General features: G+C 71.9%; 11 protein-coding genes. 4 read left to right on the top strand and 7 right to left on the bottom strand.

Going from position 1 to position 12,618, the window contains the following annotated elements; translation table 11 throughout:
* The first annotated feature begins 222 nt into the window (after positions 1-222).
* The 4 genes from ACFXAE_RS25625 (at position 223) to ACFXAE_RS25640 (ending at position 3,836) form a co-directional block, all read left to right on the top strand.
* The gene (locus tag ACFXAE_RS25625; RefSeq protein ID WP_384718923.1) at positions 223-1,152 is read left to right on the top strand and encodes a 5'-3' exonuclease H3TH domain-containing protein; all 930 of its coding nucleotides are present in this window, start codon (positions 223-225) and stop codon (positions 1,150-1,152) included.
* 105 nt (positions 1,153-1,257) lie between these two features.
* Complete coding sequence (locus tag ACFXAE_RS25630; protein ID WP_384718867.1) at positions 1,258-2,103, top strand: siderophore-interacting protein; 846 nt, start codon at positions 1,258-1,260, stop codon at positions 2,101-2,103.
* A 471-nt stretch (positions 2,104-2,574) separates the two neighbouring features.
* On the top strand, positions 2,575-2,862 hold the full coding sequence (locus ACFXAE_RS25635; protein ID WP_384718869.1) for a hypothetical protein: 288 nt from the start codon (positions 2,575-2,577) through the stop codon (positions 2,860-2,862).
* Between the two features lie 23 nt (positions 2,863-2,885).
* Positions 2,886-3,836 carry an RluA family pseudouridine synthase gene (locus ACFXAE_RS25640; protein WP_384718871.1) on the top strand — a complete coding sequence of 317 codons (951 nt, stop codon included), beginning with the start codon at positions 2,886-2,888 and terminating at the stop codon, positions 3,834-3,836.
* Here the strand turns inward: ACFXAE_RS25640 and ACFXAE_RS25645 are convergent.
* The 7 genes from ACFXAE_RS25645 to ACFXAE_RS25675 form a co-directional block, all read right to left on the bottom strand.
* Positions 3,830-5,344, bottom strand: coding sequence for a cytochrome P450 (locus ACFXAE_RS25645; protein WP_384718873.1), 1,515 nt, complete (start codon positions 5,342-5,344; stop codon positions 3,830-3,832). The two genes, ACFXAE_RS25640 and ACFXAE_RS25645, sit on opposite strands and share 7 nt — an antisense overlap.
* Before the next feature lie 49 nt (positions 5,345-5,393).
* Positions 5,394-6,014 carry an ATP/GTP-binding protein gene (locus ACFXAE_RS25650; RefSeq protein ID WP_384718875.1) on the bottom strand — a complete coding sequence of 207 codons (621 nt, stop codon included), beginning with the start codon at positions 6,012-6,014 and terminating at the stop codon, positions 5,394-5,396.
* On the bottom strand, positions 5,995-6,405 hold the full coding sequence (locus ACFXAE_RS25655) for a DUF742 domain-containing protein (protein ID WP_384718877.1): 411 nt from the start codon (positions 6,403-6,405) through the stop codon (positions 5,995-5,997). The genes ACFXAE_RS25650 and ACFXAE_RS25655 overlap by 20 nt, the downstream gene beginning before the upstream one ends.
* Positions 6,402-6,809 (bottom strand): roadblock/LC7 domain-containing protein, encoded by a 408-nt coding sequence (locus ACFXAE_RS25660; protein WP_384718879.1) that lies wholly within the window; start codon positions 6,807-6,809, stop codon positions 6,402-6,404. The genes ACFXAE_RS25655 and ACFXAE_RS25660 overlap by 4 nt, the downstream gene beginning before the upstream one ends.
* The gene (locus ACFXAE_RS25665) at positions 6,806-8,359 is read right to left on the bottom strand and encodes a sensor histidine kinase (RefSeq protein WP_384718881.1); all 1,554 of its coding nucleotides are present in this window, start codon (positions 8,357-8,359) and stop codon (positions 6,806-6,808) included. Before ACFXAE_RS25665 ends, ACFXAE_RS25660 begins: the two co-directional genes overlap by 4 nt.
* A 439-nt stretch (positions 8,360-8,798) precedes the next feature.
* Entirely contained in the window at positions 8,799-11,657 is a 2,859-nt protein-coding gene (locus ACFXAE_RS25670) for a DEAD/DEAH box helicase (RefSeq protein ID WP_384718883.1), read from the bottom strand.
* A 39-nt stretch (positions 11,658-11,696) separates the two neighbouring features.
* On the bottom strand, positions 11,697-12,587 hold the full coding sequence (locus ACFXAE_RS25675; RefSeq protein WP_384718885.1) for a diacylglycerol kinase: 891 nt from the start codon (positions 12,585-12,587) through the stop codon (positions 11,697-11,699).
* Positions 12,588-12,618: the final 31 nt, after the last annotated feature.

The raw sequence follows: 12,618 nt of genomic DNA on the forward strand, positions 1-12,618 counted from the left end.
GGGCGGAAGCGATGCCCGGCGGACAGCTCACGCGGCCCCAAAACAGTTGAATCTGTAACCGGCATCGCTTCGGGCCCGCGCCTCCCCGGTTTTGCACAGGGCAAACGTGTTCGTGTGACGCATCACATTGACGGCGCAAGACGCAACTTGTTGCGCATCACGCACTCACACACTTACGTACTCACGCGCTTCTGCGGGGCGCTGTCGGTGGTGTGCGGCATGATGCGGGACGTGACCGGACGACTGATGCTCCTCGACACCGCCTCCCTGTACTTCCGTGCCTACTTCGGCGTCCCGGAGTCCGTCAGGGCCCCGGACGGCACTCCGGTGAACGCCGTGCGCGGACTGCTCGACTTCATCGACCGCCTGGTCAAGGACCACCGCCCCGACCACCTGGTGGCCTGCATGGACGCCGACTGGCGCCCGAAGTGGCGGGTGGAACTGATCCCCTCCTACAAGGCGCACCGCGTCGCCGAGGAGCGTGCGGCGGGTCCGGACGAGGAGGAGGTGCCGGACACGCTGTCCCCGCAGGTACCGGTCATCGAGAGCGTGCTCGACGCGGTGGGCATCGCGCGGGTGGGGGTCGCCGGCTACGAGGCGGACGACGTGATCGGCACGCTCACCGCCCGCGCCGGCGGACCGGTCGACATCGTCACCGGCGACCGCGATCTCTACCAGCTGGTGGACGACGCGCGCGGGGTGCGCGTGCTGTATCCGCTGAAGGGCGTCGGCATGCTCCAGATCACCGACGAGGCCGTGCTGCGCGAGAAGTATGGGGTGGACGGCAGGGGGTACGCGGATCTGGCGCTGCTGCGCGGTGATCCGAGCGACGGCCTGCCGGGCGTGCCGGGCATCGGGGAGAAGACGGCGGCCAAGCTGCTGGCCGAGTTCGGCGACCTGGCCGGGATCCTGGCGGCCGTGGACGACCCGCGGGCCAAGCTCACGCCGTCGCAGCGCAAGCGTCTGGACGAGGCGCGGCCGTATCTCGCGGTCGCCCCCAAGGTCGTCCGGGTCGCGGACGACGTCCCGCTCCCGGACCTCGACACGGCGCTGCCGCGCGGGCCGCGCGATCCGGCCGGGGTGGAGTCCCTGGCCGCCCGATGGGGTCTGGGCGGATCGCTGCAGCGCCTGCTGACGACCCTCTCGGCGTGAGCCGCACACATCGCCGAACCGGACGGAGCGTCCGCCGACGAGGCGTCGACCGGGATCGAGGTGCTAACTTAGGTAACCCTAACCGCGATCGCTGGGAGGCTCCTCATGGCAGAGCGACCGGTACGTGCCCCGCGCGCGCCGCACACCGCCGAGGTCGTCCGTACCGAACAGCTGACCCCGCACATGCGGCGCGTGGTGCTCGGTGGTGAGGGACTCTCCGATTTCTCGGCGGACACCTGCACCGATCACTACGTCAAGCTGCTGTTCCCGGCCGCGGGGGCGACGTATCCGGAGCCCTTCGACCTCCAGCGCATCCGCGAGGAGTTCCCGCGCGAGCAGTGGCCGGTGACCCGGACGTACACGGTGCGGCAGTGGGACGCCGAGCACCGTGAGCTGACCCTGGACTTCGTGGTCCACGGCGACGAGGGCCTGGCGGGCCCCTGGGCGGCGAACGTCCGGCCGGGCGAGGTCGTCCGGTTCATGGGCCCCGGCGGCGCCTACGCGCCCGACCCGGCCGCCGACTGGCATCTGCTCGTCGGCGACGAGAGCGCGCTGCCCGCGATCGCCCGCTCGCTGGAGGCGCTGCCGCACGGCGCCAGGGCGTTCGCCTTCGTGGAGATCTCCGGCCCCGACGAGGAGCAGAAGATCGACTCCGATGTGGAGGTCCGCTGGCTGCACCGTGGCGGCCGGCCCGTCGGCGAGGCCCTGGTGGAGGCCGTCCGGAATCTCGACTTCCCGGAGGGCCGGGTGCACGCCTTCGTCCACGGCGAGGCCCACTTCGTGAAGGAGCTGCGCCGTCTGCTGCGGGTGGATCGCGGCATCCCGCGCGAGGACCTGTCGATCTCCGGCTACTGGCGGCTCGGCCACGACGAGGACGGCTGGCAGGCCTCCAAGCGCGAGTGGAACGCCCGCGTCGAGGCCGAGCAGGAGGCCGTGGACGTCTCCGCCTGATGGGCTTGCCGGAGCACCCGCGGCCGGTGGGCGGGTCGGGGCCGTCCGTCCCCGGACCGGCGCGGCGGGACCTGCCGGAGGGGCGCGGACGCGCCGGCCACGCGCCGCCGTCTCCGCGGGCAGTCGTGCCACGTACCGCCGTTCCCGCGGGCAGTCGTGCCTCCTTCAGTGCCTGAAGGGCCCGGGAGGTGCCCCAGCGGCACGGGTGGGCGGTGGAGGTACCTCCCGCTCGCGCGAAGCCGGGAGTGGCGGAGGCACCCCGCCGGCGCCGGGCCGCGCGCACACCCCCGGCCCACACGGACGCGGTGCATCCGCCAAGCACCGGCCGGCACCAGCACGACGGCACCCACAAGCGCCGGGCCGCGCACACCCCGCACCCGTCCGCCGGACGGGGGAACCGTGGCCCGTCACCCCGGGCACGGCGGCGTGGCGAGCCCCTCGGGACGGGGCGCTGCCGCAGGATCCGGGCGCGTGGCACACACCTTCGACGAACTCGTGGCCAAGCAGCGCGCGGCGGACGAGGCACACGCCAGGGTCCGGCAGTTGCGGGACGCCTACGGCCCGCCCACCCGGACCAAGTGGAGCGGGCGCCAGACCAGCACCTGGGAGACCGCCTGGCGGGCCTGGCGCGACCTCGCCCGTGACGTCCGCCTCGCGGTGACCGAGTACGCCCGGACCGAGGGCAGACCGCTCCACGAGATCGAGACGGAGCTGAAACGGGCGGCCGGGCACGACGAACAGGGCGGGAACCGCGGCTGAGCGACCCCGTACGCTTGCCCGATGTGAGACGCAGACGGCCGATTCCGCCCTCTCCCCTGCCGCAGCGCGACGGTGTGGACCCGGTGCGGGTACGGCTGCCCGCCGGCACCCGGTGGGCCACGGTGCGGGAGCATCTGGTGCAGCGGCTGTCGGCCGGCCCCGGAGTCGTGGACGGGATGTTCGCCGCGGGGCTGATCGTCGGGACGGACGGGCGGGCCGTACCGGCGGACGCACCGTACGCACCCGGCATGTGCGTGTGGTTCCACCGGGAACTGCCCGCCGAGGTGCCGGTGCCGTTCCCGCTGGAGGTCGTCCACCGGGACGAGCACGTCGTCGTCGTCGACAAGCCCCACTTCCTGGCCACCACCCCGCGCGGCAGCCATGTCACCCAGACCGCGCTCGCCCGGCTCCGCCGTGAGCTGGGCATCCCGGAACTCGGCGCCGCGCACCGCCTCGACCGGCTCACCGCGGGCCTGCTGCTGTTCACGGTGCGGCCCGAGGAGCGCGGCGCGTACCAGACGCTGTTCCGCGACCGGCGCGTGCACAAGGAGTACGAGGCCGTCGCGCCCCACGATCCCGGGCTGGAGCTGCCCAGGACCGTGCGCAGCCGGATCGTGAAGGAGCGCGGGGTGCTCGCCGCCCGGGAGGTCGAGGGCGAGCCGAACGCGCTGACGCGTGTGGAGCTCGCCGCCCACCGCCCGGACGGCCTCGGCCGGTACCGGCTGGTGCCCGGCACCGGGCAGACCCATCAGCTGCGGGTGCACATGAACGCGCTGGGCGTGCCGATCCTCGGCGATCCGCTGTATCCCGAGGTGACCGGCCCCGTCCCGGCCGGTGACTTCCGGCGTCCGCTGCAACTGCTCGCGCGGACGCTGGAGTTCACCGACCCGGTGACGGGGGTGGAACACCGGTTCACCAGTGGGCGGGTGCTCGCGGCCTGGTCCTCGTACGAGGACTGGGCGGCCGGTCAGTAGCCGCGCCACCAGCGCAGGAAGCGCTGCCACGCGTTCCGCGGCGGGGCGGGTTCCGTCACCGGCACGGGCGGCGGAGGTACCGGCACGGGCGGCTCGACGTGCGGCTCGGGCGGCACCGGGGCCGCGGCGCCCGGCCCGGTCCCCGGCCGGGCGTGGCCGATGTGCCAGTCCTGCTGCGGGGGCGCGTCGTTCTCGTGGCTGGGCCGCTGCGTGATGTCCTGCTGCGGCCGGGGCGTGAAGTGGACGGGCAGTTCCACCAGATGGCGTGAGGCGATGGACTCGGTGAAGGACAACTCCTCCTCGTCGACGCTGAGCTCCACGTCGGGCAGCCGCATGAGCAGGGCGTCGACGCCGACTTCGGCGATGGTGCGGCCGATGTCCTGGCCGGGGCACTCGTGCGGGCCGCCGCCGAAGGCGAGGTGCGAGCGGTTGCCCTGCATGTCGGCGGTCGGGTCGGGGCGCACGCGTGGATCGACGTTGGCCGGCGCGGGCGCGAACAGCAGGCCGTCACCCTTGCGGATGCGCTGGCCGCCGAGCTCCGTCTCCTGTTTGGCGAAGTAGGCGAAGATGGTGCTGAACGGCGGTTCGTCCCAGAGCAGTTGCTCCACCGCCTGGGGCACGGTCATCTGGCCGCCGTTGAGCTGGGAGCGGAAGCGCGGGTCGATCAGCACCTGGCGCAGCACGTTGGCCAGGAGGTTGGCGGTGGCCTCGTAGGCGGCGATCAGCACCACTCTGAGGTGCTGGCTGACCTCGTCGTCGGTCAGCCCGGCCGGGTGGGCGATGAGGTGGCCGGCGAAGTCGTTCAGCGGCTCGGCCCGGCGGCGGGCGGTGAGACGCTCCAGGGCCCCCATGACGTAGGCGTTGCTGGCGATCGCGGTCTCGGTGCCCCGGATCATGTCACGGGCGGCCTCGACCATCCGGTCGTTGTACTCGTCGGGCATGCCGAGGACGTGGCACATCACGGCCATCGGCAGGTGCTCGGCGTACTGGCCGACCAGTTCGGCCTCGCCCGCCTCGCAGAACCGGTTGACGACGCGCTGGACGCTGCGGTTGACGTGCCGGCGCAGCCCGCGGAAGTCGGTGGCCGCCACGGCGGCGTCGATGGCGCCGCGCAGCCGCTTGTGCTCGTCGCCCTCGGCGTGCGCGCACATCGGCTGCCAGGCGATGTGCGGCATCAGCGGATGGTCGGGCTTGACCAGGCCGGCCGTGAGCGGGGACCAGATACGGCTGTCCTTGCAGTACTGCGCGGGAGTGCGGACCAGTTGCTGGCTCTCGGCGTGGCCGAGGACCACCCACATCGGCAGGTCGTCGTGGATGAGCACCGGTGCCACCGGGCCGTGTTCGGCGCGCAGTGCCTCGTACAGCTTCCTCAGGTCCTCCGACTCGTGCAGCCGGCTCAGCCCGCCGGGGCCCGGGCCGTGCGCGGGGCAGCCGGGGGGCGGGCCGGGCCGGGGTGCTTCCGTGCCGGTCGGGGAGTCTCCCGTCAGGGAGTTCGGTTCAGGCGTCACAGTGGTGCTCCGAGGGGAAAGCGGGGTGTGGGCGGGGACGGGTCCGGGGTCAGGTGAGCGAGCCCGTCATGGCGAGGGAGTGCAGGAACCGCATCAGGGTCATCAGGACGTCGCGGCTGGAGGCGCGGCGCCGCACATCGCACTCCAGGATGGGGATCTGCTCGGACAAATCGAGGGCGGACCGCAGGTCCTCGACGGGGTAACGCGGGCCGTCCGGGAAGGAGTTGACCGCGACGACGAACGGCACGCCGCGCTCCTCCAGCCGTCCCATGACGTCGAAGCTGACCTCGAGGCGACGGGTGTCGACGAGTACGACCGCGCCGAGCGCCCCCTCGAACAGTCCGTTCCACAGGAACCAGAAGCGTTCCTGGCCGGGGGTGCCGAAGAGGTACAGCACCAGCTGGTCCGTGATCTTGATGCGGCCGAAGTCCATGGCGACGGTGGTGGCCGTCTTGGACGCGGAACCGAAGTTGTCGTCGACCCCGATGCCGGCCTGCGTCATGGTCTCCTCGGTGGTCAGCGGTTTGATCTCGCTGACCGAGCCGACCATGGTCGTCTTGCCGACGCCGAATCCGCCGACGATGACGATTTTCACCGCGGCCTCGGCCGTGTGCGGCAGCTGATCCTCCGCCCGGGGTCCCGGGATGGTCTCAGAGCCTTTGAAGTCCATGCATCACCGCTTCGAGAAGGGAACGGTCGGGGAGCGCCTTGCGGACGATCGGCGAGCGCGCCTGGACCAGTTCCGCCGTCAGCATCTCGGTGAGCAGCACGGTCACCACGCTGAACGGCAGGCTGAGATAGGCCGACAGTTCGGCCACGGACAGGGGTGCGGCGCAGAGCCGGAGCAGCGCCGCCTGCTCGGGGGTGGCGGAGGGCGGGGGGTCCGGGGAGCGGGCCACGATCAGCGTCACGAGGTCGATGTCGGCCCGTTCGCCGTCCGGACCCGCGACGACGTACAGCCGCTCGGGGTTGCCGCCCGCGCCCTCCTTCCTGGCCGGTCCGGCCGGCCGCGGAGGGGTGCCGTCCCGGGGGGAGCGCCTCTGGCGTTGCGGAGGAGTCATACGGGCTGCCCGTTCCGTCGGGGCGGACTGGTCAGATGGGCGCCGATGCGGACGACGAGGTCGCGCATCATGCCGCCCATGCGGCCGGGTTCGCAGGTCATGTCGGAGAGCACCGCGAGATAGGCGTTGGCGCCGGCCGCCATGAGGTAGAAGTAGCCCTCGTTGATCTCGATGAGCACCATCTTCATCTCACCGTTGCCGTACGGGAGTTCCTGGGCGACGGCCCCGGCGAGGCTCTGTACGCCCGCGCAGGCCGCGGCGACCCGGTCGGCGGCGTCCGGCTCGCCGCCGTAGCGGGCGATGCGCAGGCCGTCGGCGGAGAGCACCACGATCATCTCGACGCCGGGTACGCCGTCGGCGAGCTCCTTGAGCATCCAGTCGAAGTTGGCTCGTTGCTGGATCACTTGAGGTCCCCCTCGTCATCGGCCTCGGTGCGGGCCGGTTCGTTGATGAGATGCAGGTAGGCGGTCGGGTTCCGGGTGAAGTCGGTGGTGTGGACGCCCGGGTCGAGGCCCTTCCTCATGCCCTCCCAGAAGGCGTCGACCCACAGCCCGGGCTCGCGGTCGTCCTGCTTCTTCTCGGGCTCGGGCCTGGCCCAGACGTCGTGGTACTCCTCGCCCCGCTCCTTGGCCTCCCGCTCGGCCCGTTCGGCGGCGGCCTGCTCGGCGTACCGCTGGGCCAGCGGGGTCTTCATCCGGCTGCGGCGCTGCGGAAGGCCGCCCGCGGTCCACTCGGTGACCTCGGGGACGTCGTCCTCCATGGAGACCGTGTCGGGGATGCGGGGGCTGGTGGGACGGCGCTTCTTGGGCGTGCGCTCGGGGCCCGGGAGGGCGTCGACCGGGCGGGGCACGGCGGTCGCCCCGATGCCGTGGGCGAGGCCCACGCCGGGCTGGTCGGTGATCATCTCGCTCGGTACGACGAGGACGGCGCGGACCCCGCCGTAGGCGGAGGCGCGCAGCGAGACCTGCATGTTGAACGCGGTGCAGAGCCGGCCGACGACGGCGAGACCGAGGCGCGGGTTGGCCCCGATCTCCTGGAGGTCGACACCCCGCTGGGCCTGCTCGAGCATCCCCTCGATACGGGCCCGGGCGTGCTCGTCGAGGCTGACTCCGGCGTCCTCGATCTCGATCGCGACGCCGGTCTGCACCTCGGTGGCGGTGACACTGACCTTGCTGGTCGGCGGCGAGTAGCGGGTGGCGTTGTCGAGGAGTTCGGCGGCGGCGTGGATGACCGGCTCGACGTAGATGCCCTTGATGTTGATCTTGGCGATCGACTTCAGGTCGATGCGGCGGTACTCGAGGATGCGGGACATGGCGCCGCGCAGCACGCTGTAGAGGGCGACGGGCTTGGGCCACTGGCGTCCGGGACGGCCGCCGCCGAGGACGGAGATGGAGTCGGCGAGGCGGCCGATCAGCGCGGTGCCGTGGTCGATGCGCAGCAGGTCGTCGAAGACCTCGGGGTTGCGGCCGTGGTCCTCCTCCATCTCCCGGAGTTCCTTGGCCTGCTGGTGGACGATCGCCTGGACGCGGCGGGCGATGCTGACGAAGGAGCGCTGGGAGGAGTCGCGCAGGTTCTCCTCGTCGTCGATGATCTTCAGCATCGTCCTGAGCAGGTCGATCTGGTACTTCGGCAGATCGCTCCAGGCCGGGTTGAGCCGGGGCAGGCCGCGGATCACCTCGTCGGGGTCGTTGCCGCTGTGCAGGTAGTCGAGGGCCGCGGGGGTGACCTGCCGGGTGAAGTACTGCGTCTCCGTGTCATGGGCGGCGATCCGGGACTCCAGATACGCGCGGTGACGGTCGTACCCGGCCTGCGCCTCCCGCAGCGCACGGCCGCGGCGCACCGCCTCGGCCGCGGCGGCGGTCACCAGCAGGGTCGCGACGGCGCCACACACGCCGACGGCGATCCGGGCGGGCTCCGCCACCAGGGCGACGGCGGCTCCGGTCGCCGCGGCCATCACTATGGCCGGCAACAACAGTACGCGCGTGTAAGGAAGTTGGACACTCGCCATGTGAGCCCTCTGAAACGAATCGACTGACGGCCGGGGAACGTACACATAGGGGAACAAGCGCACGAATTCATCTCAACTCGGTGCGCTGCGGGCGAGCCTAGTCCGACAGGATCATCGCCATGTCATATTCAGCAAGCGCCGGAAATGACCCCTGGGACAGGAGTACGCTCAGGTCGTTTACACGCCGTGCGACTATTCGAACACAGTGCGTCACTGCGGTCAGGCGTACGAAAACCACTCACCGTCACGGGTGAGGAAGGCCCTGGGGCTCCCTGATGCTGCCCACGAAACCGGGCGGTGACGCCCCCGGTGAGGGCGCACGGAAGGCAGAAGCCCGGCGCGCACGGGGCGCACCGGGCTTCGGGGCGGTTCGGAGCCGGGCGGTTCAGCCCACGGACGAGTAGGCGACCACGCCGCGCAGCAGTCCGTCGACCGCCTTGCGGGCGTTCCTGGCGACCGTCGAACCCTCGACGGACGGCGCCGCCGCCGAGATCTGCCCCAGCACGTCGATGACCTGCTTGCACCAGCGCACGAAGTCGCCGGCCGGCATCTCCGCCTCGCGCAGCACCTCGTCCAGGCCCTTGCCCGACGCCCACATGTAGGCGGCCCAGGCGAAGCCGAGGTCGGGCTCGCGCTGGCCCACGCCCTCGGTCTGGCTGATCCGGAAGTCCTCCTCCAGGGCGTCCAGCCGGCCCCAGATGCGGACCATCTCGCCGAGCGCCGCCTTGGCCTTGCCCGAGGGCAGCTTGGGTGCCATCGCGTCGTCGGCGGCCCGGGCCTCGTACACCAACGCCGACACGCACGCGGCGAGTTCGGCGGGGGCGAGCCCTTCCCAGACGCCCTCGCGCAGGCATTCGCTGGCCAGCAGGTCGAGTTCGCCGTACAGCCGGGCCAGCCGCTTGCCGTGTTCGGTGACCTCGTCGCCGCGCAGATAGTCCATCTCGGTCAGCAGCCCGACGATCCGGTCGAAGGTGCGGGCGATGGTGTTCGTCCGGCCCTCGATGCGTCGCTCCAGCTGCGAGGTGTCGCGCAGCAGCCGGTGGTACCGCTCGGCCCAGCGGGCGTGGTCCTCACGGTCCTGGCAGCCGTGGCACGGGTGCGCCTTCAGCGCCTTGCGCAGCCGTGCGATCTCCCGGTCGTCGACCGCCTCGGACCGCTTCTTGCGGTGCCGGTCCGGGGTGATGTGCCCCGCCTTGGTGCGCAGCGCGGAGGCGAGGTCCCGACGCGACTGCGGGGAACGCGGGTTGAAGGACTTCGGGATCCGCATCCGCTCCAGCGCCTCGACCGGCACCGGGAAGTCGATCGACGCCAGCCGCTTCACCTGCCGTTCGGCGGTCAGCACCAGTGGGCGCGGACCGTCGTGGTACTCGAAGCCGCGGTGGCCGTTGGAACGCCCCGCGGGCAGCCCCGGGTCGAGGACCAGCGCCAGCCCCGCGTACTTGCCGGTGGGTACGTGGATGACGTCACCGGGCTTCAGCTTCTCCAGCGCGACGGCCGCCTCCGCGCGACGCTGGGACGCGCCCTGCCGGGCCAGCTCGTTCTCCCGGTCCTTCAGCTCGCGGCGCAGCCGCGCGTACTCCTCGAAGTCGCCGAGGTGGCAGGTCATGGAGTCCTTGTAGCCCTCCAGGCCCTCCTCGTTGCGCTGCACCTGCCGCGAGATGCCCACGACCGACTTGTCCGCCTGGAACTGCGCGAACGACGTCTCGAGCAGCTCGCGCGAGCGGTGCCGGCCGAACTGCTCGACCAGGTTGACCGCCATGTTGTACGACGGCTTGAAGCTGGAGCGCAGCGGATACGTGCGTGTGCCGGCCAGTCCCGCCAGGTGGTCGGGGTTCATGGCGCGCTGCCACAGCACGACCGCGTGACCCTCGACGTCGATGCCGCGCCGGCCGGCCCGGCCGGTCAGCTGGGTGTACTCGCCGGGGGTGATGTCGGCGTGCTGCTCGCCGTTCCACTTGACGAGCTTCTCCAGGACCACCGAGCGGGCGGGCATGTTGATGCCGAGCGCGAGGGTCTCGGTCGCGAACACGGCCTTCACCAGCCCGCGCACGAACAGCTCCTCGACGACCTCCTTGAACGTCGGCAGCATGCCCGCGTGGTGGGCGGCGATGCCGCGCTCCAGGCCCTCCAGCCACTCGTAGTAGCCCAGGACGTGCAGGTCCTCGGCCGGGATGGAGGCGGTGCGCTCCTCGACCAGGGCGCGGACCTTCGCCCGCGCCTCCTCGTCGTTGAGCCGGAGCCCCGCGTACAGGCACTGCTGGACGGCGGCCTCGCAGGCGGCGCGGCTGAAGATGAAGGTGATCGCGGGCAGCAGGCCCTCGGCGTCCAGCCGCTCGATGACCTCCGGCCGGCTCGGCGTCCACACCCGCGAGCGCTGTCTGCGCTCCCGCTCCCGGTCGGCCTCGCGCAGGTTGCCCCGCCCGCGCTTGCGGTCGCCCCAGGACGGGCGGCTCGCCTCCAGGCGCGCCATGCGCGTGAGGTCCGGGTTGACGGCCTTCTTGCGGCCCTCCCCCTCCTCGAACAGGTCGTATATCCGGCGGCCCGCGAGCACGTGCTGGAACAGCGGCACGGGCCGGTGCTCGGAGACGATCACCTGGGTGTCACCGCGGACGGTGTCCAGCCAGTCGCCGAACTCCTCCGCGTTCGACACCGTCGCCGACAGGGAGACCAGGGTCACGGACTCGGGGAGGTGGATGATCACTTCCTCCCAGACGGCGCCGCGGAAGCGGTCCGAAAGGTAGTGCACCTCGTCCATCACCACGTAGCCGAGGCCGAGCAGGGTCTGCGACCCGGCGTACAGCATGTTCCGCAGCACCTCGGTGGTCATCACGACCACCGGGGCGTCGGAGTTGACGCTGTTGTCACCGGTGAGCAGGCCCACCTTGTCCGCGCCGTAGCGACGGCACAGGTCGGCGTACTTCTGGTTCGACAGCGCCTTGATGGGTGTCGTGTAGAAGCACTTCTTGCCCTGCTGGAGGGCGAGGTGGACGGCGAACTCGCCGACGATCGTCTTGCCGGAGCCGGTGGGCGCGGCGACCAGCACGCCCTTCCCCGCCTCGAGCGCCTGGCAGGCCTCGATCTGGAAGGGGTCGAGGCCGAAGTCGTACATCTCGCGGAAGGAGGCGAGCGAGGTGGCCTGCTCGGCAGCGCGCCTGCGTGCTGCCGCGTACCGCTCGGCCGGTGAGAGATCCTCTGTCATCGTGCTTTCGAGCGTACCGGGCCGCACCGACAACAGGACGATCATTATCCGGAACCGTCCCGGTGGGCGGCGGGACCGCCCGGTTCAGGGGCCGACGACCCGCAGGGCGCCCGGCACGCACCTCGCGGTCAGCGGCAGCGGACCCACCGGCTCCCCGTCCGCGTAGCCGGTGACCCGCTCGGCGACCAGCTCCACGCTCGCCGCCCGCAGCACGGTGATCGCGGGATGGCCGACGTGCGTCCCCCGGTACACCCTCGGGAACACCCGCAGCAGCGTGGCCCGGCTGCACTCGCCGACCACCGTGATGTCGAACAGCCCGTCGGTGAGATCCGCTCCGGGGCATATGCGCATGCCGCCGCCGTACGACGGCCCGTTCCCGACGGCCACCAGCGTCGCCTCGACCTCGCGGACCTCGCCGCCGTCGAGGGTGATCCGGTACGGCAGTGGCTCGAAGGCGGCCAGTTCGGCGACCATCGCCAGGTCGTACTTGAAGCGTCCGAGGGGCAGCCGCATCCGGTTGCCGCGGTCGTTGACCCGGGAGTCGAAGCCGGAGGCGAGCACGGCGCCGAACCAGCGGTCGCCGACCCGGCCGAGGTCGATGTCGCGTACCCGACCGCACTTGAGGGCGTCGGCGATCATCCGGCCGGCCGCGGCCGGTTCCCGCAGGGGCATGCCGAGCGCGCGGGCGAAGTCGTTGCCGGTTCCGGCGGCGACCAGGCCGAACGGGGTACCGGTGCCGACGACGGCCTGCAGGGCGAGGTTCGCCATGCCGTCGCCGCCGACGGCGATCAGCGCTCCGGTGCCCTCCTCGACGGCGGCACGCGCCCGGGCCAGGGCGCCTTGGGGGTCGTCGCCGAGCACGGTCCGCACCGAGAAGCCGGCGTCCCGCAACGCGGAAGCGGCCGGCCGCGCCGCGCGGGCGCCCCGGCCGCGGCCCGCGGTGGGGTTGACGAAGAGGGTGATCTCGCTGGTCACGGGAGTGACCCTACGAGTTGCGGCCCGGTCT

It is taken from the genome of Streptomyces sp. NPDC059454, from assembly GCF_042749965.1.
In the GTDB taxonomy this organism is placed as follows: domain Bacteria; phylum Actinomycetota; class Actinomycetes; order Streptomycetales; family Streptomycetaceae; genus Streptomyces.

Coding starts and splice junctions, on each gene's coding strand:
- ACFXAE_RS25625 (WP_384718923.1), top strand. CDS start 223: ATGCGGGACGTGACCGGACGACTGATGCTCCTCGACACCGCCTCCCTG.
- ACFXAE_RS25630 (WP_384718867.1), top strand. CDS start 1,258: ATGGCAGAGCGACCGGTACGTGCCCCGCGCGCGCCGCACACCGCCGAG.
- ACFXAE_RS25650 (WP_384718875.1), bottom strand. CDS start 6,014: ATGGACTTCAAAGGCTCTGAGACCATCCCGGGACCCCGGGCGGAGGAT.
- ACFXAE_RS25655 (WP_384718877.1), bottom strand. CDS start 6,405: ATGACTCCTCCGCAACGCCAGAGGCGCTCCCCCCGGGACGGCACCCCT.
- ACFXAE_RS25665 (WP_384718881.1), bottom strand. CDS start 8,359: ATGGCCGCGGCGACCGGAGCCGCCGTCGCCCTGGTGGCGGAGCCCGCC.
- ACFXAE_RS25670 (WP_384718883.1), bottom strand. CDS start 11,657: ATGATCGTCCTGTTGTCGGTGCGGCCCGGTACGCTCGAAAGCACGATG.